A 26,491-nucleotide genomic window follows, 5' to 3' on the forward strand; every position below is an offset into this window, starting at 1 on the left:
TTATTTATTTAAAACCACTTGTTTAAAAAAGATAATATCTTTTTTATTAATACCTCTTAATAAAAATAAAATTATAAAATAAATCAGACTTCCCAATAATATCTGAATAATTACATATAAATTATTAACTAATAATAGAAAAATTGCCATTGCTAGCGAAGATAAAATAGGTCGCCATAAATTTTTAGAAATTTTATAAGAAATAATCTTCCTTAAATTTATATGCATATAAATAACTACGGCTATTTCTGCTGATAGGGTAGCAATAGCAGCACCGTATAAACTAAATAATGGTATTAATATAATATTAAGAATAATATTCATTAAAGCACCTAACCCCACACCAAATAAATGTTTTTTTTGTTGATCACAAGCTTGTAACGTAGGTCCAAAAATAGAACTAATGTAAATAATTGAAGCTGTCCAAATTAGTATTTGGAAAGCCAAAATACTTTTTGTGTATTCAGCTCCAAATAATAATATTATTAAATCATGTCCGACCAGTACTCCTCCAATAGCCATTGGTATACTAATAATAAAAATAGTTTTTGAAAATTTATAAATAAGATTTTCAAGTCTATTAATAGATTGCTTATATAATTTAGATATTGCCGGAAAAAAAGCAGTAGAAATAAGCCCAGATACCATAATAAGAAACATAATTGGACGATAAGCCGCATTATACCAACCAACTTCTTTATCCTGGCCCATAAAGCCCAGCATCACTGAGTCCATATAATAGTAAATCATAATAAACATAGCACTTAAGGCAAATGGCCACGATTTTTTTAATAGTTCTTTCCAAAATTTGAAGTTAAATTTCAAAGTTATTGAGCAAAAATATTTTTTTACAAATAATATTGCAATCAGTGCCGAAACAAAAACAGATAAAACATAAAACCAAGCTAAAAAAATAACATTTAAATTTAAACTAATAGTAATTACACCTAATATAAAAATATTGGTGACATAAATAACCTTTATTAAGGCCTCATATTTCATTTTTTCAAAAGCTCTAAAAACTGACTGAAAAAATGTAGAAAATGAATTCAATATCATCCAAATACTCATTAAATATAATAAAGTAATAGTTTGGTTATCTTTTTTTACTATAAATAAAACAACAAATAATAATATAAAAGCAATAATGCTTAAAAATATTTTTATACTTATAATGTTAGCAACATATCTTCTTACTTCATTTTTATAACGAGCCACTTGTCGAGTAAATAAACTTGTTAAACCAAAATCGGTAATTATAGAAAAAAGATTAACTATACTTATTGTAAACATCAATTTACCATATACAGTCGCACCTAAATATCTCGCCAACCATATAACTAAAAAAAACATTAATACTCCATTTATTAATTCTGCTGCACCTAACCAAAAAGTATTTCTAAATATTGTTTTTAATATCCTGCTCATAAATACACATTGAAAAGATTAACTTATTATTAGTTAATCTTTAATAAATTTGATATTTCTACCGCCCAATACTTTCATAAATGAAACCTAATTTTTTCATCTTCTCCGGATCCAACAAATTACGCCCGTCTAAAACAATGGGGCGACGTAAAAGATGCTTTATTTTTTTCCAATCAAAATCTTTATAATGCGGCCATTCAGTAGCAATAATAAGAGCCTGAGAATTTTCACAAGCTTTATAGGGGTCTTCCCAAAAAATTATATTATTTAAAACTTTAGCGGCATTTTTCTGAGCCACTGGATCGTAGGCCTGTACTTTGGCGCCCTTTTTTTGCAGTCTTTTTATTATTTCAATAGCCGCTGATTCACGAATATCGTCAGTATTATTCTTAAAAGCCAAGCCAAAAATAGTGATTTGTTTATTTTTTAAATTCTTTAATATTTTTTCAGACCTTTCAACTAAAAGCTGGCGCTGGTAGTTATTAACTTCAATCACTGCTTTCAGTAATTTAAAATCATAGCCATGAGTGCCGGAGATTTGATTCAAACCCTTAACATCCTTAGGAAAACAGGAGCCGCCATAGCCAATGCCAGCCCGTAGAAAATACTGGCCAATTCTCCGGTCCAGCCCCATGCCCCGAGCCACTACTTCCACATCAGCTCCCACTCGCTCGCAAATATTGGACATTTCATTAATAAATGATATTTTAGTGGCTAAAAAGGCATTTGAAGCATATTTTACTAATTCCGCATTTTCCAAATTAGTAAATATTTTTTTGACTTTCATTTTCTTAAATATTTCTTTCATGATCTGACAAGATTTTTCACTTTCACAACCAACAATAATACGGTCGGCCCCAAAAAAGTCAATCACAGCACTGCCTTCCCTTAAAAATTCAGGGCAGGAAACTACGTCAAAATCACCTTTATATTTCTTTTTAATTATCTTTTTTACTTCCTTGGCTGTACCCACCGGCACGGTACTTTTATTAACTATCACTTTATAACTTTCTATATTCTCGCTTAATTGTTTGGCTACTTTATAGACATATTTTAATTCAACCGATCCGTCTTTTTTTGAAGGGGTCTGGACACAAACAAAAACTGTCTTAGCTCCTTTAATACCCTTTTTTAAAGAATTTGTAAAAGATAAATTATTTTTTTTAATATTTTTGATTACTAATTCTTCCAGCCCTTGTTCATAAATAGGAACAATACCTTTTTTCAAATTGTTTATTTTCTTTTTATCAAGGTCAATACAGGTAACCTTATGACCTAGGTCTGATAAACATGTTCCGGTGACCAACCCAACATAACCAGTACCGATAATGGCAATTTTCATATATTTACCTCCCCATCCCCTTATAAATTATACCCATTTCTTCTATTTTTTCTTTATTTAAACAGTTTTTACCATCAATAATTATTTTTATATTATTATCTTTTAATTTATTTAAATCCACATTAACAAATTCATTATGATTAGTAACTACAACCAGAACTTCTGATTTTTCTATTAATTCATCCAAATTTTTAACATTTGATTCTTTCTTAAAATAAGGATCATAAATTAATAAATCAGCATCTAATTCTTTAATTAATTTTTGAATATCGGAAAAAGGAGTTTCTCTTTTGTCACTGACATTGGCTTTATAAGAAATACCGAGCAAGCCAATCTTAGTGCCCTTGATTGATTTATTTATCTGATTTAAGGCCAGCATAAGCTGATTAACCGCATAACCAGGCATGGATTTATTAATTTCCCGGGCTAATTTCAAGAATTTATGGTCAAAACCGGCGCTTTTAGCTCTTTTAATTAAATAATAGGGATCAACCGGGATACAGTGACCGCCGACACCAATAGAAGGATAATGAGCCATAAAAGCAAAGGGTTTGGTGGAAGCCCCTTGAATAACATCATAAACATCAATACCGAGCTTATCAAAAGAACGGGCTAATTCATTAACAAAAGCAATATTAATATCTCGGAAAGTGTTTTCCACTATCTTAGTGGCCTCGGCTTCTTTAAGCGACTTCATCGGCCTGACCTGGCCTTCTAAAATACTTTGATAAAACTTAACCGCTTTTTCCAGGCCTTCTTTAGCATAAGCGCCGACTACCCGCGGAATATTACGCACGTTCCACTTTTTATTACCCGGATCTATCCTTTCCGGACAATGGGCCAGATAAAAGTCTTGGCCGGCTTTCAGGCCTGACTTTTCCAATATTGGTAAAACCACTTCTTGACAGACTCCGGGATTAACCGTTGATTCAAAAATTATTAGTTGATCCTTTTTTAAATGCTCAGCCAGACTAGAAGCGGCGCTTTTAATTGGGGTTAAATCCGGCATATATTCTTTATCCACCGGTGTTGGTACGCAAACCATAACAATATCAGCCTTTTTAATAATAGAAGAGTCCGTAGTCGCTTCAATATCCACTTTTTTTAGCCACTCTATAACTTCTTTTTCTTTAACCGGACTTTCTTTTTTATTTATCATGTCTACTTTTTCTTTATCCTTTTCTAAACCAAAAACATGATATCCTTTTTCAGCCGCTAAACAAGCCAAAGGCAAACCGACATAGCCTAAACCAATCACCACTACATTTTCTGTTTTATTTTTATTAGTCATATGATATTAAAAAAATTAGTATTAAGATAAGTATATTAGCATTCAGGGTCTGGGGGGATTTTTTTCGCTATTAGTATTTATTTAGTTTGTTTCGCCTCGGAAAATTAATCACCCCAGGGCTCTTTGTTTCTTTCTGGCCACAGAAAGAAAAAACAAAAATAAATTATTAATGGGATTTCTTTGTTCGACCCCTATGGGATCTCAGTCGAAAGGGGGCTTATTTTTAATATTTTACACGTTTTCCCTAAACCAATCAATAGTCCTTTTTAAGCCCTCATCTAAAACCACTTTAGGCTGCCAATTTAAATCACTCTTTATTTTCTGATAACTTAAATTGCTTTTTTGCTGTTCACCAGGCAGGGCCTGGCCGTGTTTTTCTTTAAAATCAAAGCCACCTATTTGCCTCATTTTATTAAATAATTGATTAACACTGGTTTCGACTGAAGTGCCAACATTATAAATGCCTTTAACTTCCTGAGGCAGAGAAAACAGATTAGCTCTAATTACATCATCCACATAAACATAGTCTCGGGTTTGCTTACCGTCTCCATTAATTACTGGCGGCTCTTTATTAATCATTTTAGTGGCAAAAATAGCCACTACCCCGGCTTCGCCTTGAGGGTCCTGGCGAGGCCCGTAGACATTAGCATAGCGCAGAGAAACCCAAGGTAAATTGTATTGCTTTTCATAATAATATAAATACTTTTCAATAGATAGCTTGGCAATACCATAGGGGCAAACTGGTTTTTCCTCATGGCCTTCGGGAGTTGGCACTTGATCAGTATCGCCATAAATAGCCCCGCCGGTTGATGAAAAAATAAACTTTGACTTTAGCTTTCGGCAATTTTCCAGTAAATTTAAAGTGCCGACTATATTGACCTCGGCGTCAAAGCCCGGGTCTTCAACCGACAAACGTACATTTTTCTGAGCGGCCAGATGAAAAACTATTTCCGGTTTAAACTGATTGAAAATATTTTTTAATTTTTTATCTCTGATATCAATTTTTTCAAAGTTTGCTTTTTTATTAACATTTTCCTTTTTACCGTAAGATAAATCATCAATTACTAATACCTGATGGTTTTCTTCAATTAAAGCGTCGGCTAAATGACTGCCGATGAATCCGGCTCCGCCGGTGACTAATATTTTCATATTGTATTAATAAATTAATTTTTTAATTCCTCTCAATCTCTCGCACCGTCTCGACTGAGGACTTGACCTTAAGTATAATCGAAGGGAAAGGACGAATGGAGAGATCCTTAGGGCTGCTTTAGTAGGATTTCTCCGCGAGTATAAACCCTAGCCCCATCAAACCCTCGTACCATCTCGAGCGTAGTCGAGAGATCCTTATGGTTAATTTAACAGGATTTCTCCGCTCGGTCCCTACGGGACCTCAGTCGAAATGGTAAGGTGGGGAGCGTCGGCTTGCCCCGAGCTATGATGGGGGCCTGTCCCGAGCGAGCGAACAAAGTGAGAGAGTCGAGGGAGTCGAAACGGTATGGAGAGCCTCGGCCTGCCACCCGCCTGCCTCTGTGAGGCACGAACGGGCCGGCGCGAGCCAGCTAATCTATTCTAGAAAAATTCAAAGTACCAATTTCAAAATTCAAAGCAAATTTTAATCTAGTAAATTTTAAGCCATTTTTTAATATTTGAATTTTGACTATTAATTATTATTTTGAATTTTGGGATTTGGGATTTGAATTTCATTTAAAGCCCGGCTTCCTTTTTTAGTATCTTTACTTTATCTGTCTTCTCCCAGGTAAAATCCTTATCATTCCGCCCAAAATGGCCGTAAGCGGCGGTTTTTTGGTAAATCGGTCTTTTCAGTCGTAACTGTTTTATTATTCCTTGTGGGGTCAGATCAAAAACTTTTCTGATTATTTTTTCAATAATAGCCTCTGAAACCCGGCCGGTATTAAAAGTATTAACCAAGACACTGATTGGCTCGGAATAGCCGATAACATAAGCCAGCTGAATTTCACATTTTTTTGCCAGTTTAGCGGCCACTACATTTTTAGCTATATAACGGGCCATATAGGAAGCGGAGCGGTCTACTTTGGAAGGATCCTTGCCCGAAAAAGCGCCGCCGCCATGAGCTCCCATGCCACCATAAGTATCAACAATTATTTTCCGGCCAGTGACTCCGGCGTCAGCGTAAGGTCCGCCTTTAACAAACTTACCAGTGGCGTTTATATAGTATTTGGTTTTCTTATCCACCCATTTCTGACAGACCGGATCAATCACCTTTTTTCGGATATCTTTTACAATCCGGCTGTGCTTTATCCCCTCTTCATGCTGAGTAGCCACAACAATTGTATTGACATGCTTTGGTCGGCCATCGACGTATTCAACCGTCACCTGACTTTTTCCATCCGGTCCCAAGTATTTTAAAAGTCCTGATTTTCTTACCTGAGCCAGTTTTTTGGTAATTTTATGAGCCAAACTTATAGGTAGAGGCATTAATTCCGGCGTCTCATCCGTGGCAAAGCCAAACATCATACCCTGATCCCCGGCTCCCTGGGCTTTATACTGTCCTTTACCCTTAGTTACTCCTTGAGAAATATCCGGGCTCTGCTCTTCAATATGGGTTAAAACAGCGCAGGTCTCCCATTCAATGCCCAGTTCCGAGCGGTTATAGCCGATATCTTTAAGAGTTTGTCTGACAATTTTCGGAATATCAACATAGGTCTTGGTGGTTATTTCTCCGGCCACCATAACCATACCGGTTTTAGTCAGACATTCAGCAGCTACTCGGGAATTCGGATCATCCTTTAAACAGGCGTCCAAAATCGCGTCCGAAATCTGGTCGCAAATTTTATCCGGATGGCCTTCAGTGACTGATTCTGAGGTAAAAAAATACTGACGCATTTTATTTATTTCTCCCTTTTATTTTTTATTGATTAATAAAACTTTCTATGCCGACTGACTTAAGCCCCTGCATAAACTCAATCGTCTTGGCCAGGCCTTGGTCAATACTAACCATGGGAAACCAGCCTAGTTTTTGTTTGGCCAGGGTAATCTCGGGCAGGCTTTGCTTGATGGAGTATTTTAAGTCTTCGCTTTCCCGCACTTCCTTAATCTGACTTTGACTCTCTGACAATTTAATAATTTTCATGGCTACTTCTTTGAGCTTCAAGGGCTCCGGATTGCCCAGATTTACTGGCTGATTATAAGTGGACTGGGCTAGCCGGATCAAACCTTCAATTAAATCACTGATATAGCAAAAAGAATTGACTTTACTATAATCGCCATAAATTTGCACTGGCCTACTTTCAATAGCCTGTTTGATCATATCCGGCACCATGCGGCCGTCATTTAGTCTCAAGCGCGGGCCGTAGGTATGCCAGACCCGGGCAATTTTAGTGTCTAAATTATATTTTTTATGATAAGCATTTACCATGGACTCGCCAAATCTTTTGCCTTCATCATAAACACTCGTTTCGCCAATCGGGTTAACATAACCCCAATATTCTTCGTTGATATAAATATTTTCTTGATCCATGATTTCGCCGTAAATAGTGGAGGAAGAAAGATAAATAAATTTACTCTCATATTTTCGGGCTATTTCCAAAGCGTTATATGTAGCGTGGCTATTGGCCAAAAGAGTCTTGACTGGGTGTTTAAGATAATCAGCCGGTGAAGTCGGGCAGGCCAGATGATAAACCTCTTGAATACCCTGAAAAGGAAGTTTAAAATCGTTTAATTCGTTAACCTCTTCCAAATCAATCTTTTTAGTTAAATCATGCTTAATAAATTCAAAATCCGGATTAACCAGCAAGTGATTAATGTTTTGTTCGAGACTGGTCAGAAAATTATCCAGGCAAATTACTTTGTTTTCTTTAATTAAATTATCGCAAAGATGGCTGCCGACAAAGCCGGCCCCGCCGGTAATCAGTATATTTTTTTTATCAAATATTCTTTTTTTTGCCATTTTTAAGTCTTATTTTAAGTTTAATTAATGTTTTAAAAAATAAAAGGCTATTTTTTATCAGTTTAAAAGGTGAACCGAGCAAAGCCGAGCTTTCAATTTCCTGCCATTTAGTCGGTACTTCTTTGATTTTAAAGCCATATTTTCGGGCCAGAACCAATAACTCAATATCAAACATCATATTATTAATTTTCATTTCGGGCAATATTTTTTTGATCAGTTCCCTTTTATATATTTTAGCCCCGCACTGAGTGTCAAAATAAGGTAGATGAAAAAGAAGTTTAGAAATCAGACGAAAACCGCGGGAAACAAATCGGCGCGTTAAAGTCCTTTTAGCCTGAGCTCCCGGAGCGTAGCGCGAAGCCATCACTCCGTCATAGTCCTTTAAATTATTAACCAGTTTTTTATATTCATAAGGACTAGTAGCCATATCAGCGTCGACAAAGCCGATATATTGGCCCTGAGCCGCCTTAAAGCCTTCTCTAATGGCTCCGCCTTTGTTAATCGGTTCTTTAATATCCAAATATCTTAAATTACTGTATTTATTTTGCTTTTCTTTAACCACCGCTAAAGTATTATCATGACAGGCGTTAAGAATTACCCAAAATTCGGTATTTTTATCAAAAGCTTTTAAATATTGCTCTAATGTGCGGCCGATTCTTTTTTCTTCATTATGGGCCGGTATAATAATTGAAAGATACATAATTATATAACAAATTATACAATATTTTAGCTATTTTTCCAAATCTTCCCTGACTGGTCTTGCTTTACGAAAAGTCCAAAATTTATTGGCAAAAAAGTTCCAAAATAATACTACAATAATAGCCCCTAGCTTGGCCCAGTTATACCAAAAGCCAAAATACTCAATTAATAAATACATCAGACCCAGATTAATCAGTAAACCAATAACACTGACAAATATAAACTGAAAAAACTGAACATGTGATTTAGCTAAGTAAGCTTTTTTATCTTTAAAAGTCCAGTATTTATTTAAAACAAAATTATTAATCACTGCTAAAATAAAAGAAATAGTAGCCGCTAAATAAACCATGACCTCAAAGACCTGGTGCAGCAAATTAAGAAAACCAACATCAATTGCTGTACCGATAAAGCCAACAATACCAAACTTTATCAATTGTGAGATACTAGTTTGATGGCGATAATATAAACTTTTAAAGCGAGAGATCATTAATTAAGGGGATAATTTTTCTAAGGTAACTTTTATTTCTTTTTCGGTGCCTTTCCTTAATATTTTAAGATCAACTATTTCACCGACCGAATAGGCTTGTATCTTTTCTGCAAAATTAAAGCCGTTTTTAATTTCTTCTTTATCTATAGCTATAATAATGTCTTTTTTAGATAAGCCCACTTTATCGGCCGGCGAGGAGTCTATGACAGCCTCTTGGTCTCCATTCCAAATTAATAGGCCTCTATTTCTTTCCTGGGCCAAATTTTCTGAAATATTAAGAGCCTGGCTCAAATCAACATATTTGAGACCAAGAAAATTACGCAGTATCTCCCCTTCCTTAACCAAGGAATCAACTACTGAGTTAAAATAAGTAGCGGGAATAATAATATTTTTATTATTTTGATCATAACTATAAATTCCAATCACTTTACCGTTATTATAAACCAAAGGACGGCCTTCCCAGCTAGGCTCTAAATTATGTTCAATGGTTAAATAACTATTTAAATTTTCCGAAGATTTAATCAAGTCGTCATTTTCTTCAAGATTTTCATAATAGAGCTGCTGAATTTTTGAGTCTAAAAATATAGGCGAGGAAGAAAAATTATCATAGCCAAAAATAAAGCTATTTTCTCCCAAGGAGATGTTTTTTCGGGCCATGGTCTGAGCCGCACTCAAACCTTCAGCTTTTATTTTAATAAAGACAAGATTAGTGACCGGATCATTTAAAATCTGGCTGACCGAGTAAATTTTATCGTCTTTGGTTATAACTTTATAAGACGACTCCCGATCATTAATGACTTTGTTGGTGGTTAAAATATAACCATCTGAAGAGACAATTAAACCGCTGCCTTTTCGGTCAGGCGGTGAATAAAGGCCCTCTAAGGAATCTTCAGTTTTTTCTTTAGATAAATAAATATCAACAATAGAAGGGCTGACTGTTTGATAAATTTGATTGTATTTTATTTTTGGGTCTAGTGATGAATCTTTATTAATGACCACAGTCTGTTTTTCATTTTCAAAAATACTAAATTTTTCCGGATATTCATAAACCAGCCATTTAAAAAGAAGGCTGCCTAAAAAACCGGCCAAAAGAGCTAGAATAACACTTATAATAATAGTAATAAAAAACTCTTTTCTTCTCTGAGGGTCGGGTTGATCAATTTTATGGGGTGAGTTTTTTTTATAAAGTTTTTCCAGTTCTTTTACTTTATATTTGGGTGAAGTCGGTGGAGTTTTTGCTTTCATATAAATTTAATTAAATTTTAATATTAAACCCATTGGGCCGTTAAAAATATGAGTAAAGAAGAGGCCAAGCCAAAAGAAAGATAACGAAATAGAGTCTTATTATTCAACTCTTTCAATATATTAAGACGCATAATGTTTAGGATAACATAAAAAAACAAAGTTAGAAAAAAACCATTAACTAAAAAATGGGTCGGTAAAAAAATTATAGTCCAAAAAATTTCAAGCGATAGCAAAATCATAACTATAATATAAAGATAATTTTCTTTAATACTAATATTCTGAAATTTAAAATCAGTTAAAACCAAAATAAAAACCAAAATTAGAACAAATACTATCAGCCAAAAAAGATTAAAACCCATAAAAATTCTTAAAGCAAAAAAGCTAGTAAAAAAGAAAAAAGCCGACAAAAGAGAGGTGTAATTAATTATATTAGGCAGATTAGATTTATGAATATTAATTTTTCTAAAATAATTAAAATAGCTTCTCAACAAAAATAAATGGTAAAAACAAATACCGATGATCAATATCTGCTTGAGAGTATTGGACTTAACAAAATATAAGTAAAGAAAAACACTGCTTACTAATAAAGCCAGGGTTAAAAAATGAAGCCATAGCTTTTTTTGTTTGTAGGAATAACCACAAATATAACGAACCGCTAATAAAATTACCATTAAAATCAGAATTATTAAATAAAAAGCGCCCGGCCATTTAAGCAGAGACTGAAAGGCCATAAAAACCAATAAACTGGCTATTATGGGGTAATTTTTAACACGTTTTAGCATATACAGATAAACTTTTATAAAAAGATTATAGGTATATTGTAATGCTTTTGGCGGTTATTATCAAGCTTTATATTTTTAAAAATAAAAAAAATTCCTAAGTTAGGAAATATATTTTTTTATTATTTAGTTTTATTTTTGATAATACGTTTGATGGCCTGATTATAAAGTAAAATGGAAGCTAAAATATTTTGCACCTCCAGTTTAATTTTTTTTATATATTTATACTTTTTATAAAAATTATGTTTTTCCTTATTACCACTAAATATAATTAAGCTGATAATTTTACCTTCAAGATAAAGGGGTATTAGAGCATAAATTTCGTAATATTGAATTTTTTTCTTTAGACTCTCTAAAACCACAGCCTCATGCTTTAAATAAGTAGTCCCGGCCAATTCTTCCTGGGGATAAATAACCTCTTTCCCCTTATTAAGAGATAAACAGCTTATTTCCTCTTTACTGAGATAAAAATTCTTTTCTTTAGCCGGATACTCCAGCCAAAAGGTGTTTTTTTGGCTATGGCGCCTAAAAAAATAAATACTTTTCAAGTTTTGTTTCTTGAATTCACGGGCCGCTAATTTAAAAAAATCGGCTGGTTTTATAATTTTTTCTTTAAGAATATTAATTTCTTTCATTGTTGCCTATTTAGGTAACATTTAACTGCTCAATTTATATTAATTTATGTTACCTGTCAAGGCAACTTATCCACAGCTAGCCCTTCCCTACTTTACTTTATTATTGTTATAATTAATATATCAATAATAATTTAAATTAAAATAGTCTAAATGCTCGGCCAATTAATCAGAATTTTGAGAAAAAAACATAAAATAGGCGTGCAGGAGTTTGCCCAAAAACTAGGTATTAACCGCATTTCACTTTTTAGAATAGAAAAAGAGAAAAGACAACCCTCTGAACAAACCGCTATTAAAGCTTTTAAAATACTAGGTTTATCTGAAGAAAGTATTTATCAAATTTTCATACTCTCTGAATTAATTAAAAAAGGCACTATTTCAGAAAAAGCCAAAAATAAAGAGGCTCGAGTCTTTTTAAAAAGATTGAAAAAAAATGACAAAAATAGTAAAATAATACACAGATACTTCAAAAAAATCTTAAAATCCTAAAAATGGTTAATAAAAGACCTAAAAAAAATAAAGGTAAAATACTCTTTGCTGAAGATGACAAATTTCTGGCCGAAATGTTCCGCCAAAAACTTAAAATTGAAGGCTATAAGCCGATAATTGCCCACACGGCCATTTCAGCCATTTTAGCCTTAAAAAATGAAAAACCAAAAGCTATTATCTTAGACATTGTTTTACCTGATTCTGACTGTTGGATGATTATGGAGTATTTAAAAAGAAAAGGTAAAAAAAAGGTACCGGTGATGCTCTTGACTAACTGGGGTAATAATGAATACCGCCAAAAAGCCAAAGAGTTAAAAGCTGATGATTTTATGGTTAAAGCCAGTACTACACCGCAGGAAATAGTTAAAAGAATGGAAGAGTTAATAAAAAAATACCAGTCAAAAAATAAATAATCTTTACCAAATATAAAAACCAAACTAAAATAAAGCTTGGTTTTTTAATTGAGGCTAATTAGATTAAATCTATTTATCTAAAAACCGCTCAATCCTGGCCATCATCTCACGTAAGGGGATTTTTGATTTGACTATAAAATCCAAGGCTCCTAAATTCATAGCCTTTTTAGCCATTTCTTGTTTATTTAAATTAGTGACCACTATAGCCGGTATATCTTTGGTTTTTTCCTCTTTTTTTAATTTTTCTAAAACTTCCAATCCGCCCATTTTTTCCATTAACAAATCAATTAATATAATATCTGGCTTTTCTTGTTTAGCTTTTTTCAAGCCCTCAAGGCCGTTTTCAGCAGCCAGAAAATCATGACCCGAAAGCTCAAATTTTGCTTGATACATCATAATCTGATCAGCATCGTCTTCTATTAATAGTATTTTTGACATGTTTTATTTATTTAAAATTTCTTTAATTTTTTCCACTAGTTTTGAAGGGGTAACCTGTGATTTTATAATAAACTCTTTGGCTCCTAATTTCAACCCCTTATCCCGGGCCTGGCGAGTGCCATAATTAGTTAAGATAATCACTGGAATATTTTTAGTTTCTTCTTGTTTTTTCAATTTTTTCAAAATTTCAAAACCAGTCGGCACGGTTAATTCTTTTAAAAGAAGATCCAGTAAGATAATATCCAGTTTTTCTTTTTTGGCTCTATCCAGGCCTTCTTGAGCCGTATCAGCGGAAATAAAAGCAAAACCAGAAAGTTCAAATTTATTCTGATACATCATAATCTGATCAGCATCGTCTTCGATTAATAAAATGGTTTTTTTGGCTTGGTGATTCATATATTTATAATAACTAGTCTCTTAAAATACCTCGACTGGTCCCGGTTCGATGAACGAAGTGAAGTTAGGCGGGGTCTTCAATTAAGAGAATTTTTCCTTACTTATAGGTTTATTATAAGCTTTTTACCGCAATTTTTCAAGAAAAAAACTAGTCATTAGCACTACTTTTTGGAGAGATAAAATTTCTAATAGAAGTAAGATTTTTTCTTACTGCCATTAGAGATTATTCAAAAGCGGTTTTTAAAAAATCCCCACCTGCTTTAGATAATCATATTTAAGTGCTTCTCGGCGGTTTTAAAGGCAGAAAAACGGAAAAAGTTGTCCCCTGTCCCATTTTACTTTCCATAGAGACTCGGCCCTGATGACCCTTAACAATCTCTTTGACAATAAAAAGCCCTAGCCCGGTACCATCTGTGTACATTTCCTTAGCATTAGAGGCCCGGCTGAATTTTTTAAATAGTTTTTTAACCTCTTTTTGAGGTATACCAATGCCATTATCCTTAACTTTTATTTGAGCGTATTTTTTATCCTTTTTTACCGAAATAATAATTTTGCCTTTTACTTTGGTTTTTTCATTTTCTGCTGGCGTATACTTAATGGCATTATCTAATAAATTACCAACGGCTTCTTCCAGAAATTTTTCTTCGCCATAAATAGTTTTAACGGCCAGGGGTTTTTCTAATTTGATTTTAATATTTTGCTTTTCAGCTTCCAGCTTTTTATAATTAACTACGCTTTCTAAAAATTGTTTAAGATCAATTTTTTCAAAATCTTCTAATTCCAGCTTAAAAGGGGCTGAATCAAGCTCAGAAGCGCGTAAAAGGTCAGAAACTATTTGTTCCAGCTTTCTCGCTTTAAGATAAGCCCCGGCCAACTGTTGTTTCTTTCTCTCTTGGGGCAGTTTGTCTAAGTCCCCGCTAGTGGCCATTTCCAAAATGCCGATTAAAACCGAGGTGGGGGTGCGCAGTTGGTGGGAAGTGATATCAAGAAATTCAGATCTCATTTTCAGTAATTTCTCTAAGTGGACATTCTTTTGCTTAATATCCCGGGTTTGCTCATCCACTTTCTGCTGAAGAGTTTTAGTAAAGTCCTGCACTTGCTGATACAATCTGGCGTTTTCTAAAGCAATGGAAGCTTGGTTGGCTAGGTTGGAGAGAAGCTCAATATCTTCTTTGGTGTAAGCGTCTTTAGAAATTTTATGACCTAAAACCATAAGACAATTAATTTGGTTTTGAATCACAAAAGGCAAAACAATGGCCACGCCAGTGTCTTTTAAGGTCTGGATCTGCTCAATAAGTTTTTTGTCCATTTCTTCTTTTTGATGAGACAGAATTTCTTCAATCACGGCCGGGGACTTGGTCTGCTTTAAATAATGACAAAAATGTCGACCAGCGCAGATATTTTTCAGCTTTTCCTGATTAAACCCAGCCACTTGACGCAAAATAAATTCATCTCGGTGATTATTTCGAGGCAAAGCCACCGCCAGATTATCCAATCGCATGGTATTTTGAATAGTGCCAACAATAACCTTAACTACTTCATCAAGATTGATGGTCTGAGTTATTTTTCTGGCAAAGGTTTCCAGAGTTTCCTGGTAATCATAAAGCCCGGAAAAGAAGTATTTATTAGTGAACCTTTTAAGAAATTTGTTTAAATAATTAAAGCTTAGGAGAAATAAGGGGACAATTAAAAGAGCTGCAAGATAAGCGCCTGGGGTATAGGGGCTTTGAAAAAAGAAACGGTCAATCCAGAGAGTGAGGTAATAGGCAAGGAAGACAAAAAGGGCCAAACCGACATAGATGAAAGATTTTCGGAGGACAAAGCGGATGTCTAAAAGACGATGTTTAATTATGGCATAACTAATAAATGATATCAAGATTAATAATGAAAAAGGTCCTACGGAAGCATAATTTTTAGTGCCAAATAATGGTAATAACAAATTAGTTAGTATACCGAATATCAATGTAATAAATATTCCCCAAAAAACATATCTTATTTGATTTTTTTCTATTCCTAAGGCATTTTTGTAACTAATCATAAGATTTCTAAATCCAGCAGCAAAAAATATTATAAAATAAATTAACAGAAACCAATATAATGGTCCGGCTGTTGTTTCCCATGTATTGTTTATAAAATTCACTCTTGGAACATTATAACTTGTTGGAATAAAAAATAAAAAAATTAAAGGTACTAAAAATAATAACCATTTAATTTTTACTTTATTTTTTTGAGGAAAATAATTAGTAAATAACAAAAATAATGCCGGTATAAATATTGGTCCCAAAATAGTCATTCTGCTCCAAAAAAGAGCGGAATTATTCGAAGTTGACTCATCTACCATTAAATTAGTAAATATCCATATTAAACCTGCTAAGGTTATTAACGAGAGCGTAATATTAGCAGGATTTTTTCTACGACGAAAATATATTATTAAAGCTAAAATTAACAAAAAAACTGAGATAATAATAGAAATTAATGAAATAATCTTCATAATAATTTTTTAGCTTTAATTAAAATATTTTGATTTTCATATGTTTCGCTAATATCTAATATCTTGTATTTATTTAACATTTTAGTAAGCTCATTTTTGGTGTAAAAATGTGTATAATTCTTATCAGATTCCTGTATAACTATTATTATATTACATAACCATAGTAATAATAATGGAAAAAAATATAAAATATAGAAAAATATATTCTTCCTTTTTTTATAGTCACTTAAAAATAATTTAAATAAACTCGAATTTCTTTTTGGCTCAGATATTAAAAAAAATCCATCGTTTTTTAAAAATCGTGATATACTATCCAAAATAAATTGTGGCTTTTCGGTTGTGTATAGTGTATTGTTTATTACTATTAAATCAAATTCTTCGGTAAATATTTTGTCAAAATTTTCAATATCTATATTAATAAGTTTGGTATTGGGAAATTTTATTAATTTTTTTTCTGCTTTTTTTATCATTATCTCCGAAAAATCTATTCCAATTATTTCATAATTGTTATATTGAGCCAATTGTTTTATCAGATTACCTGTACCACATCCAAGATCTAAAATTTTTCCTCGCTTCTTTAATTTTCTAATTTCTTCTACTAGTTGGGTAATAAGAATTTTGTAAGGATAGAATTTGTTCAATACATCATAAATATTAGCATAAATATTCCAAAAATATTTTTTTTTGTTTTCAATAATAATAAATCTTAATAATAACAGTAATGGAATTCCGATAATTACTGACTTTAATTGCCAATTAATTGAATCTAGGATTATAAATAAGTAAATAAACGGTAATAAATATATAAAAATAAAAATTGGTAATAAAAAAAATAATCTTTTATATCTTTTTTTTATTACTGCTAAGATAATAAACAATAACAATATCCAACATGGAATAAATGTTATTATATATAAAAAACTAAAAAATGTTATACCTTTATAAATGTCTAAAGACACAAGATTAGTAAATTAATTTTTATCATGAGGATTTTTTAATATTTAATGTATTGTATAACTATTCCCTTCACCATTATACTTAATGAGTCCTTTTTTTAAGTACTTCCATAAGTTTACATTTTCATTTTTAAGGTTTTCTTCCATTTCTGAAATATCTAAAATAAAAGGCGTGGTAATCCCCTGATATAATGTCGGCGGACCAATTTTTTTAAAAGGAAAACCAAGTTTAATTAATATGGGGTATAAATTATCATCCATAACGGCAAAAACGTGAGTAATATTCTTTTCTTTCACAAAAGTGTACATGCCTTTAATCAGGGCCAGAAGGAGAAAATGCTTCCGGTATTTTTTAGCGACAATCAGACGGGATATTTCAGCCAATTTGCTTCTGTTCTTTTGAAGGATATCAACTTCAATTTTCATGTTTTTCTCTATCGGAAATCCCATTTCTGAGTTTAAAATTAATCTGACCGTGGCGGCTAAATTTCTAGTTTGTTTTTCTCTTAATATAAAATGAACTGATTTATCATCATAATTGTCTTTTTCTTTTTTCCCTGGATGTTTATCCTTGTCAATATAACTAAATTCCTCGCAAAATACTTCGTAGCGAAGCTTAAAAATTTTTTCTAGTTCAGATTTAGAGTCAGTAGTGTAAAAAATAAACTTATCAGAAAAGCTTCTTTGGAACTGCCAAAATTCATAGGTTCTTTTCAATTTTTTTATTATTTTTATCATTTTCTATAACTAGTGCTCACTTCCCTTCTTGTTTTCATTATACCTAAAAAATCAAAAAAGCTCCAATTTCTCTGGAAGCTAAAAAAGCCCTAATCTAAAAGGCTAAAGCCGGTTGATTTAAATTAATTCGTGAAAATAAATTAGTGGTAAAATCCGGCACCCGCTGATACAATCTGGCGTTTTCTAAAGCTACCGCCGCTTGATTAGAAAGTGTAGAAAGTAGCTCAATATCTTCTTTGGTGTAAGCATCTTTAGAAATTTTATGACCTAAGATGAAAAGACCGTTGATTTGATCCTTAACCACAAAAGGTAGAACTATGGATACACCCATTTTTTTTAAAACTTGGACCTGAGCTAAAAGCTCCTGGTTTTCTTTTTGCTTTGATCTGGATAATATTTCGCCTATCACGGCCGGTTTTTTAGTTTCCTCTAAATAGCGACCGAAATGCTGATAAGCGCAGACCTCTTCCAATTTATTCTTATCAAAACCAAGAATTTTATACAAAGAAAAAGGTTTTTGGCTGTTTCGGTTAGCAATGGCCACAGCTAGATTATCTAGGCGCATGGCATTTTGAATGGTTTTAATCACAACCTTAACCACCTCATCCAAATTAATAGTTTTAGAAATATTTTTTCCAAATTTTTCTAGAACTTCTTGATAATCATAAAGACCAGAAAAGAAGTATTTATTGGCAAATCTTTTTAAAAATTTACTTGAATAATTAAAGCTTATTAAAAATAAAGGGGCAAAAATCAGAGCTGAGAGATAGGCGCCAAGAGTATATGGACTTTCAAAGAAAAAATTGTCTGTCCAAAGAATAAAGTAATAAACCAAGAAAACAAAGATAGTCAAGCTGATAAAAATGAAAGATTTACGGAGAACCAGGCGTATATCCATTAGACGGTGTTTTATTATGGCGTAGGTAATAATACCTATCATAAGAAATGAAAAACTAGGTCCTATATTACCAAAATTAACTTTAAAAAAAAGAGGTATAATAAAATTTGTTAATATTGCAAGAAATAAAAAAGTAGATATTCCAATAAATGTATAAATAACTTGGATCTTTTGTATACCTGTTGTTTTAAATATTTTTTTTAAAAATAGGAAAAACGTATAAATAAAATAACAAAGAGAATATATCAAGAATAAAAACACACCAATACCAAAATACTGATTTGGATTTTCAATACTTGTAAAAATGCTAAAACTTACTGAGCTTAAAAGAAAGCCTGGGATAAAAAATAAAAACAATAATAAAATTCCCAAATAAAGAATTATATGATAGCCACTACGAAAATATCTTTTATTTGGATCAGGAAATTTATCTAAAAATATTAAGAAAAATATCATCCCAACCAAACCGGAAAAATAAGATAGGAATATCCAGAAAAAATTTGAATAATTATTTGCTAAAAATACTGAAATATTCCATAAAATGATAAAAAATATTGACGATAAAAACCTCTGGGTTAATTTATTAGCCCTACCTTTTAAAAATAATAAGATAAAAAATGTAAAATTAAATACTGCGGAAATAAATAATATTATTTGAATCATTTATTTTTAATCACTATTAATTTAATAGTAGAATAGAACAAATCAAATTCTTTATTAATATGAAAATTATGTTGTATAAAATTAAATAAATCATTAAATTTAAAAGAAATTAATTTTTTACCTATTAAATTCTTCTGATAGTGTAATAATTTTAAAAAATAAGTAAAATTAATAATTATTTTAAAAAATAAATATAAATCTAATTCTTTTATAAAAATTACTATAGAATTCTTAACTTTACAGGGAATAGTTAAAAAAATAATGCCGTCAGTAACTATATTTTTTTTCATTTTTTCCAATGTAAAAATAGGCCTGTCAAGCGCCCATAATGTATTAAAACACAAAATTAAATCAATATTATTAATATTGGGGAAATTATTATTTAAATTAATATTAAGTGTTTCTATTTTCAAAAAAACACTATTTTTCCGATAATTATCCTTTAAAGATTCGTTACTATTATCAACAGCATAGACATATAATTTTGATAAATCAAAATTATTATTTTTTAAATTTATTATGATTTTATTTAATAGTGAACCATTTCCAGAGCCCAAATCCATAATTTTTATTTTCTTCTTTTTAATTCCACTAATTACATTGGTTGCTTCATTTATAACCTCATTAATATATAATTTATACTTACCGTGATTGTAAAATAACTTCTCTTGATACTTTAGATAAGAATACCAATTATCAATTTTATGGGGTTGTGTTTTTTTAAACATATTGTAACTTAATAGATTTTTTATTTAATCTTTTTCTATCCATATTCTTAACACAAACCGGATAATAGTCTGCTTTTTTTGAGGCATCAGCAAATTCTTTGTTTTTATTTTTTAAAACATCAAAAATTGTATTTGCAATTAATAAATTAAGCTTATCCTCTTTTACAACACTACCTAAATTATCTTTTAAATCTATTTCTATTGTAAGTACAGGAGACATCTTATCATTTTTTGAAATATACATAAAAAATACGTTATTGTGTAAATCAGCAATTCTTTTATCTAACAATGCAGACTTAATATTCTCTGTATAAACATTTGCTCCTCTAAAAAAAACAGTGCCGTCACTTCTACCAGCAATATAAATAAAAGGAAGTCTACATAATAATTGGGTATTTTTCGGCAACTTATTCAAATATTCATTAATATTAAACCCGTAATTATCGAGTAAATTAAACATCTTATCAAAACTTATTACTCCTCCCAAATCATGAATATTATACCTGATAAGAGGAGAAATGGAACTTGTTGTGGCGATAATCTCATTATTAATTTCCTCAACAAAGAAAAAAAGCGGATTATATTGCAATAGCATAGGTCCTGCGTTTTTTAAATTCCCAAAAATATCTTTTGCCAATTTGCCATCTTCCATGCACATTCTTCTTATTTTTATTGATAAAAATGTTTCAGAAGCAGTCCCCGTCCCAAGTTCTGTTACCCCATAGTTAGAAAATATTTTGGGTATGTTAAAATTCTCTAAATTTATTCCTAGTTTTGAAGCAATATAGTCGCGCCAATTTTCCGGGAATCCCTCACCCCCAACAACTAAGGAAATAGGCACGCAATTATGAAATCCATTGCTATTTATTTTATCAGCCAAATCTTTAATATATGGTGGATAACCAGAAATAATTATATGGTCAAATATTTTCTTAAAATTACTTATCACATCTAATGTAATTTCTATATCTGGCCCGGGATTTATTACAGTTAATTTATATTTATCCGAGTAAGCAATTTCACGCATCAATCTTGATAATCTTTCACCACTTGGCCATATTCCATAGGCAAAACAATTAATAAATAATGTTTTGTGTTTTTTTAATTCGGCCAAATTTAATAATGCAAATTCAAATTGTGATCTAGTCCGATAATCTTCTTCTGGTAATCTAAACCAGTAAGTTGGCTTACCGGAAAATCCTGAGGTACCCTCGATAGAATGAGATTCACTTATTCTTGGATTAATTGATCTATCAACTAAAGAATATTTATTAATATAATTATGTTTATCTATAATTGGTAATTTTTTAAATTCTTGGAAACTGTTTATAGAATATTTTAAATAATCATTTTTTTTTAAAAAGGATCTATAAGCTTTTACATTTTTTATTGCATAATTAGCAATCCTAATCGCCCTATTTTCCGATCTTTTATTTATATTTGAAGTTGAAAGAAATTTAATAAATAGATTGCTTACAAGGGGTAAATTATTCAATTTTGCTATTATGCTCATCATAACATTATATTTTTATCTCTGGAGTTTTTTTTGTCAAATATTTCGAAAAAGCAGGATTCATTTTATTCATATTCTCCGCCGCTTTATTAATATTTAAACACATAGTAAAAGAGGGGCATTGATGATTAATCTTGCTATAAAAATAAGGACCACTAACTTTTTTAAAACCGAATATAAGATAACGATCAGTAAAAAGGGTGGATACTGAGATACAAAAATTATTTATTCCGCATTTTTTTGCATAAAGCATAGCCCCCTTAACCAAACCAAAATAAATTCTGATATTTTTTCTATAAGTTTTAGATATAATAAATCTACTTAATTCTGCAATATTTTTATTATATTTTCTATATTCTTTCAATGAATAATAACTTTCCGAAGGAAGTTCTGGATTATATAAATCATTTGGCACAATTCTCATCATACCTATTATTATATTATTTCTATCAATAGCAATAATACTCGCAGTTCCACTTCGTTTATCAAATTCATCAATTTCTTGTTTTTCTGAATAGTTCTCAGGATTTAAATACCCTTTTTCTAGGCAATAAACTTCGTAACGCAATCTATAAGTTTTTTTTAATTCATCATCACTACTTGCAATTCTAAACTCTATTATTTCAGTAGAGTTGGATTGAAAAATATACTTAAATAATAAAATCCATTTTATGAAAATTGCCTTTAGTTTTTTTCTAAAATTCATTTATTTACTATAAATATTTTACTCACTTCCGACACCTTTCAATTATACCACTATACCACCAAAATCAAAAAAACTCCAATTTCTCTGGAAGCTAAAAAAGCCCTAATCTAAAAGACTAAAGCCGGTTAATTTAAATTAATTCGTGAAAATAAATTAGTGGTAAAGTCCTGCACCTGCTGGTACAGCCGGGCGTTTTCTAAAGCTACCGCGGCTTGATTAGAAAGTGTAGAAAGTAGCTCAATATCTTCTTTGGTGTAAGCATCTTTAGAAATTTTATGACCTAAGATGAAAAGACCGTTGATTTGATCCTTAACCACAAAAGGTAGAACTATGGATACACCCATTTTTTTTAAAACTTGGGCCTGAGCTAAAAGCTCCTGGTTTTCTTTTTGCTTTGATCTGGATAATATTTCACCAATCACGACCGGTTTTTTAGTTTCCTCTAAATAGCGACAGAAATGCTGATAAGCACAGACCTCTTCCAATTTATTCTTATCAAAACCAAGAATTTTATACAAAGAAAAAGGTTTTTGGCTGTTTCGGTTAGCAATGGCTACGGCTAGATTATCTAGGCGCATGGCATTTTGAATGGTTTTAATCACAACCTTAACCACCTCATCCAAATTAATAGTTTTAGAAATATTTTTTCCAAATTTTTCTAGAACTTCTTGATAATCATAAAGACCAGAAAAGAAGTATTTATTGGCAAATCTTTTTAAAAATTTACTTAAATAATTAAAGCTTAGGAGAAATAAGGGAACAATAATAAGAGCCGAGAGATAAGAGCCTAAGGCAAAAGGACTTTTGAAGAAAAAATTATCAAACCAAAGAACAAAATAATAAGCGGAAAAAATAAAAAGAGCTAGTCCGACATAAATAAATGATTTACGGAGAACAAAGCGGATGTCCATAAGACGGTGCTTAATAATGGAGTATGAAGTAACCCCAATAAAAATTAACATAAATAATGGCGCATAAACACTAAAATTAATAATTCCAAACAAAGGTAATATCGCATTAGTTATAATACTAAGAAATGCCGAAATTGATATTCCCCAAAATAAATATTTTATTTGTTCCCTGAATATACCGCTACTGTTTCTAAACTTTATTAATAGATTTTTAAGAGACAGTCCTACATATATTAAAAAATACGCAATAAAAAAATAATACATCACGCCTGGAATAGTTTCAGCACCCCAATCATGAATAATGGTTTCTTTAATATTTAATCTTGTCGGAGTTAATATTATAAAAATAAAAACTGGAATTGCTAAAATAATAAAATCTTTTTTTGTATATTTTCTTGTTAAATATGGAAAATAATTAGTAAATATCAATAGCAGATAAACTATAAAAATTGGACCAATAATGGTTAATTTTCCAAAAAATGTTGCAATATCAATATTTTTCGTAGTATCAGCAATAAGCAAAGTAGCTATCCATAAAGAAAGACTAAAAACTAATAATGAGAATAATACATTAATAGGATTATTAGATTTTTTCTTATAAATAATAAAACCCAATATAATTGAAATTATTAAACTCGGTAGATATGTAATATATTTTATCATTAGTTTAATCCTTTATAGCTATTAACATAATATTTTGACCCGCATAAACAATCTGACTATTAATTACCCTAAAATTATTTTTACTAAATAAACTTATATAATCTTTAACGGAAAAAAAATTATAAAATCCCCCTTTTGCTTTTCTATCTATAATTTTATTAAAATACAGCAATATAATATATATTTTTATATTTTTTATAATAAAGAATAACCCCCGAAAAAAACCATAATTTTTAAAAAATAACCGACAATCATTCTTAAATATTTTAATATTTTTGAATGATTTAAGTGGATCAGTCACCACGATAATACCTCCTTTTTTAATTATTCTATAAAATTCTTTTACAATTAAATGTAAATGCTTTTTTTTAAAAACATACAATGTATTTATGCAGATAATTCTATCAAATAAATTATTAGGAAAAAGTAATTTATTGCCTAGGTCTGCATGATATAATTTTGCATTTTTATGTTTTTCATTCAATAACTTCAGGGCTTTTTTTGAATTATCAATACTATGTACTTCATGGCCCATATCAAGAAGTTTTTTTGAGATTTGACCAGGTCCACATCCAGCATCAAGTATTATGTCTGAATTTCTGAGTTTTAAATTTTTAACTACTAAATTTAATAATTCATTATACGAGGGAGATAATTCCACAAACTTATTGTATGCCTTGTGATATTTATTCCAGAATTTCATTATTTTAAAAAATTAAAACTCAAAATTATTAGATTAAGAAGAACGGCGATTATTTGAAAAATTAAATGGCTCATTTCTTTATTATTTAATAAATTCAGTTAAATCAATATGATTATATTTAGGGGGAATGTAATTTCTATCGCTAATTATTTTTATAATATTCGTAACTATAAGAGATGAGGTTAAATTTGAAGCAACCGCAAGTTGAGGATTAAATTTATTTATCTTTTTAATTAGCTCACTACTTTTATTAATAATATATTCTGGCATTTTTATCATTCCATTTTTATATAAACTAACAATAAAATCTAATTCACTTTTGGGTTTATTATTTTTTAAAAAATCATCTAAAGGGCCTGTTTTTTTATTAATAGTAATGAGCAAGGCTCCAAATCCTAAATTCATAGGTATAAAAACAGTTTTATCTTCATCTATAGTTTTATCTATTAATTTATAAAAAATATCATTAAGGTCTAAAGTATTTATAATAAAATCATAATTTTTTACTAAGCGTAAGTGATTTGCTTTAAATTCTTTTGAATATGCAGTTATATCAGACGAAGGATTTATTAATTTTATAATACATTCCAAGGATTTAGCTTTGTTTTTACTTAAAAAATCCAAATTAAATACTTGCCTGTTTAAATTTGAAATTGTAACATTGTCAAAATCAAACAAAGTAAATCTTGCAAATCCCGTCCTTGTTGCTAATAAGGCAATGTTTCCGCCAAGCCCACAACCAGCAAACATTAAACTTATACTTTTTATCTTTTCTTGCATATCAGAATCAATAAACAAACAATTTCTGCTAATCATTTCGTTGTAATTGTATTGATATTTGTTTAACATCTTATATTTTTTTAAAACTCAAAATTATTTGATTTATAATTATAAAAATAGAATAATAATCTATCTTTTTCTTTAACTTCGTCCGCTTTTTTTTTAATGTCAATAAAAAAGGGATAGTTGATGGCATTGAAGCAAAATTTGGGCTCACCAATTAATTCAACTTCACCAACATAGTTATCAAGAGTTTTTAGAAACCATTTTTCCGCACAACCGAACCAGAATAAATAATCATTTTGCCTAGAAAAAAGATAAATCGCTTTAAACATATCTAGCAAAAGCATTGTCTTCCTATAATCGGGGTGTATCATGAATCTTGATAATTCGGTTATTTTTTCTCGGGGAACATTTTTTAATCTTTTTACTAAATCAAATTCTTTTTCTGTGGGAAACCCAAGTGGCGAGTTCTTTATTATTCTTGAGGTACCAACAATGTTATTATAACGATCGAACGCAATAATATGATCGGCGTATTTATCATATAAATCAGTTTCCTTTTTGTCGGGATACTCTTCTTTATTTAATAAGCCATCAACATTGCAATAAATATTATATCTAAATTTATACACGCGCTCCATTAGTTCCTTGTTCTCTTCATCTCTAACAAAAATCAATTTGTATTGTTTATAAGGCCGCCTTAAATGAAACAATAAATAAGCGCGCAGTAAAAATATTACTATGGGATTTTTGCTATTTTTTATTTTCTTTGCTGAAAAATTCATTATATTACCCTTTGTTCAAATTCTTCTTTCTTTACCCTGCTTTAATTATACCTAAAAAATTAAAAAAGCTCCAATTTCCCTGGAAGCCAAAAAAGCCCTAATCTAAAAGGTTAAAGCCGGTTGATTTAAATTAATTCGTGAAAATAAATTAGTGGTAAAGTCCTGCACTTGCTGGTACAGCCGGGCGTTTTCTAAAGCAATAGAGGCTTGGTTGGTCAGAGAATTAAGAAGCTGTAGATCTTCTTTAGTTTAGGCATCTTTGGAAATCTTTTCACCTAAGACAATAATGCCGATCAATTTATTTTTAATAATCAAAGGCAGACACAAGGCCGCTTCAATTCTTTTCATATTAGCCTTTAATTTACCGATTTCCGACTTTTCACCCT

The 26,491-nt window shown here is 30.8% G+C and carries 26 protein-coding genes; 2 read left to right on the forward strand and 24 right to left on the reverse strand.

Features of this window, described 5'->3' with window-relative positions:
• The 11 genes from U5L76_02535 to U5L76_02585 all read right to left on the reverse strand — a co-directional run bounded on the left by U5L76_02535 (position 1) and on the right by U5L76_02585 (position 11,834).
• Positions 1-1,428 carry a flippase gene (locus tag U5L76_02535; GenBank protein MDZ7798474.1) on the reverse strand — a complete coding sequence of 476 codons (1,428 nt, stop codon included), beginning with the start codon at positions 1,426-1,428 and terminating at the stop codon, positions 1-3.
• Positions 1,429-1,486: 58 nt separating this feature from the next.
• Positions 1,487-2,770, reverse strand: a complete 1,284-nt coding sequence (locus tag U5L76_02540; protein ID MDZ7798475.1) for a UDP-glucose/GDP-mannose dehydrogenase family protein — start codon at positions 2,768-2,770, stop codon at positions 1,487-1,489.
• A gap of 4 nt (positions 2,771-2,774) precedes the next feature.
• Complete coding sequence (locus tag U5L76_02545; protein MDZ7798476.1) at positions 2,775-4,061, reverse strand: nucleotide sugar dehydrogenase; 1,287 nt, start codon at positions 4,059-4,061, stop codon at positions 2,775-2,777.
• Between the two features lie 231 nt (positions 4,062-4,292).
• On the reverse strand, positions 4,293-5,210 hold the full coding sequence (locus tag U5L76_02550) for an NAD-dependent epimerase/dehydratase family protein (protein ID MDZ7798477.1): 918 nt from the start codon (positions 5,208-5,210) through the stop codon (positions 4,293-4,295).
• 555 nt (positions 5,211-5,765) lie between these two features.
• Positions 5,766-6,926, reverse strand: a complete 1,161-nt coding sequence (gene metK / locus U5L76_02555) for a methionine adenosyltransferase (protein ID MDZ7798478.1) — start codon at positions 6,924-6,926, stop codon at positions 5,766-5,768.
• 25 nt (positions 6,927-6,951) lie between these two features.
• A complete protein-coding gene (locus tag U5L76_02560; protein MDZ7798479.1) occupies positions 6,952-7,989 on the reverse strand; it encodes a GDP-mannose 4,6-dehydratase in 1,038 nt (345 codons plus the stop codon).
• Positions 7,967-8,689, reverse strand: coding sequence for a glycosyltransferase (locus U5L76_02565; GenBank protein ID MDZ7798480.1), 723 nt, complete (start codon positions 8,687-8,689; stop codon positions 7,967-7,969). Before U5L76_02565 ends, U5L76_02560 begins: the two co-directional genes overlap by 23 nt.
• 30 nt (positions 8,690-8,719) lie before the next feature.
• Entirely contained in the window at positions 8,720-9,175 is a 456-nt protein-coding gene (locus U5L76_02570) for a GtrA family protein (protein MDZ7798481.1), read from the reverse strand.
• A 3-nt stretch (positions 9,176-9,178) separates the two neighbouring features.
• Positions 9,179-10,420 (reverse strand): S1C family serine protease, encoded by a 1,242-nt coding sequence (locus U5L76_02575; GenBank protein ID MDZ7798482.1) that lies wholly within the window; start codon positions 10,418-10,420, stop codon positions 9,179-9,181.
• Between the two features lie 23 nt (positions 10,421-10,443).
• Positions 10,444-11,202: a hypothetical protein gene (locus tag U5L76_02580; protein ID MDZ7798483.1), complete on the reverse strand. Its 759-nt coding sequence runs from the start codon at positions 11,200-11,202 to the stop codon at positions 10,444-10,446.
• A 119-nt stretch (positions 11,203-11,321) separates the two neighbouring features.
• Positions 11,322-11,834: a hypothetical protein gene (locus U5L76_02585; protein MDZ7798484.1), complete on the reverse strand. Its 513-nt coding sequence runs from the start codon at positions 11,832-11,834 to the stop codon at positions 11,322-11,324.
• A gap of 150 nt (positions 11,835-11,984) precedes the next feature.
• On the opposite strand from U5L76_02585, the gene U5L76_02590 reads away from it, so the two are divergent.
• The gene (locus tag U5L76_02590) at positions 11,985-12,320 is read left to right on the forward strand and encodes a helix-turn-helix transcriptional regulator (GenBank protein MDZ7798485.1); all 336 of its coding nucleotides are present in this window, start codon (positions 11,985-11,987) and stop codon (positions 12,318-12,320) included.
• A 2-nt stretch (positions 12,321-12,322) separates the two neighbouring features.
• A complete protein-coding gene (locus U5L76_02595; protein MDZ7798486.1) occupies positions 12,323-12,733 on the forward strand; it encodes a response regulator in 411 nt (136 codons plus the stop codon).
• 69 nt (positions 12,734-12,802) lie between these two features.
• On the opposite strand, the gene U5L76_02600 is transcribed toward U5L76_02595, so the two are convergent.
• From U5L76_02600 to U5L76_02660, 13 genes are all read right to left on the reverse strand, one after another.
• A complete protein-coding gene (locus U5L76_02600) occupies positions 12,803-13,171 on the reverse strand; it encodes a response regulator (GenBank protein ID MDZ7798487.1) in 369 nt (122 codons plus the stop codon).
• A gap of 3 nt (positions 13,172-13,174) precedes the next feature.
• Complete coding sequence (locus tag U5L76_02605; protein ID MDZ7798488.1) at positions 13,175-13,567, reverse strand: response regulator; 393 nt, start codon at positions 13,565-13,567, stop codon at positions 13,175-13,177.
• Between the two features lie 274 nt (positions 13,568-13,841).
• Complete coding sequence (locus U5L76_02610; GenBank protein MDZ7798489.1) at positions 13,842-16,058, reverse strand: ATP-binding protein; 2,217 nt, start codon at positions 16,056-16,058, stop codon at positions 13,842-13,844.
• On the reverse strand, positions 16,055-17,017 hold the full coding sequence (locus tag U5L76_02615) for a class I SAM-dependent methyltransferase (protein ID MDZ7798490.1): 963 nt from the start codon (positions 17,015-17,017) through the stop codon (positions 16,055-16,057). The genes U5L76_02610 and U5L76_02615 overlap by 4 nt, the downstream gene beginning before the upstream one ends.
• A 42-nt stretch (positions 17,018-17,059) precedes the next feature.
• Positions 17,060-17,752 (reverse strand): GNAT family N-acyltransferase, encoded by a 693-nt coding sequence (locus U5L76_02620; protein ID MDZ7798491.1) that lies wholly within the window; start codon positions 17,750-17,752, stop codon positions 17,060-17,062.
• A 94-nt stretch (positions 17,753-17,846) separates the two neighbouring features.
• Positions 17,847-18,692, reverse strand: a complete 846-nt coding sequence (locus U5L76_02625; protein MDZ7798492.1) for a GAF domain-containing protein — start codon at positions 18,690-18,692, stop codon at positions 17,847-17,849.
• Positions 18,693-19,309: 617 nt separating this feature from the next.
• A complete protein-coding gene (locus U5L76_02630) occupies positions 19,310-20,041 on the reverse strand; it encodes a methyltransferase domain-containing protein (protein ID MDZ7798493.1) in 732 nt (243 codons plus the stop codon).
• Positions 20,034-21,557: a hypothetical protein gene (locus tag U5L76_02635; GenBank protein MDZ7798494.1), complete on the reverse strand. Its 1,524-nt coding sequence runs from the start codon at positions 21,555-21,557 to the stop codon at positions 20,034-20,036. Before U5L76_02635 ends, U5L76_02630 begins: the two co-directional genes overlap by 8 nt.
• Positions 21,558-21,561: 4 nt before the next feature.
• Complete coding sequence (locus tag U5L76_02640; protein MDZ7798495.1) at positions 21,562-22,260, reverse strand: GNAT family N-acyltransferase; 699 nt, start codon at positions 22,258-22,260, stop codon at positions 21,562-21,564.
• A 125-nt stretch (positions 22,261-22,385) separates the two neighbouring features.
• On the reverse strand, positions 22,386-23,834 hold the full coding sequence (locus U5L76_02645; GenBank protein MDZ7798496.1) for a histidine kinase N-terminal 7TM domain-containing protein: 1,449 nt from the start codon (positions 23,832-23,834) through the stop codon (positions 22,386-22,388).
• A gap of 4 nt (positions 23,835-23,838) precedes the next feature.
• Positions 23,839-24,537, reverse strand: a complete 699-nt coding sequence (locus U5L76_02650; GenBank protein ID MDZ7798497.1) for a class I SAM-dependent methyltransferase — start codon at positions 24,535-24,537, stop codon at positions 23,839-23,841.
• 81 nt (positions 24,538-24,618) lie between these two features.
• Entirely contained in the window at positions 24,619-25,353 is a 735-nt protein-coding gene (locus tag U5L76_02655) for a ThiF family adenylyltransferase (protein ID MDZ7798498.1), read from the reverse strand.
• Between the two features lie 44 nt (positions 25,354-25,397).
• Complete coding sequence (locus U5L76_02660; GenBank protein ID MDZ7798499.1) at positions 25,398-26,105, reverse strand: GNAT family N-acyltransferase; 708 nt, start codon at positions 26,103-26,105, stop codon at positions 25,398-25,400.
• Between the last annotated feature and the right edge of the window lie 386 nt (positions 26,106-26,491).

Source organism: Patescibacteria group bacterium (assembly GCA_034520665.1).
Classification (GTDB): domain Bacteria; phylum Patescibacteriota; class Patescibacteriia; order JAXHNJ01; family JAXHNJ01; genus JAXHNJ01.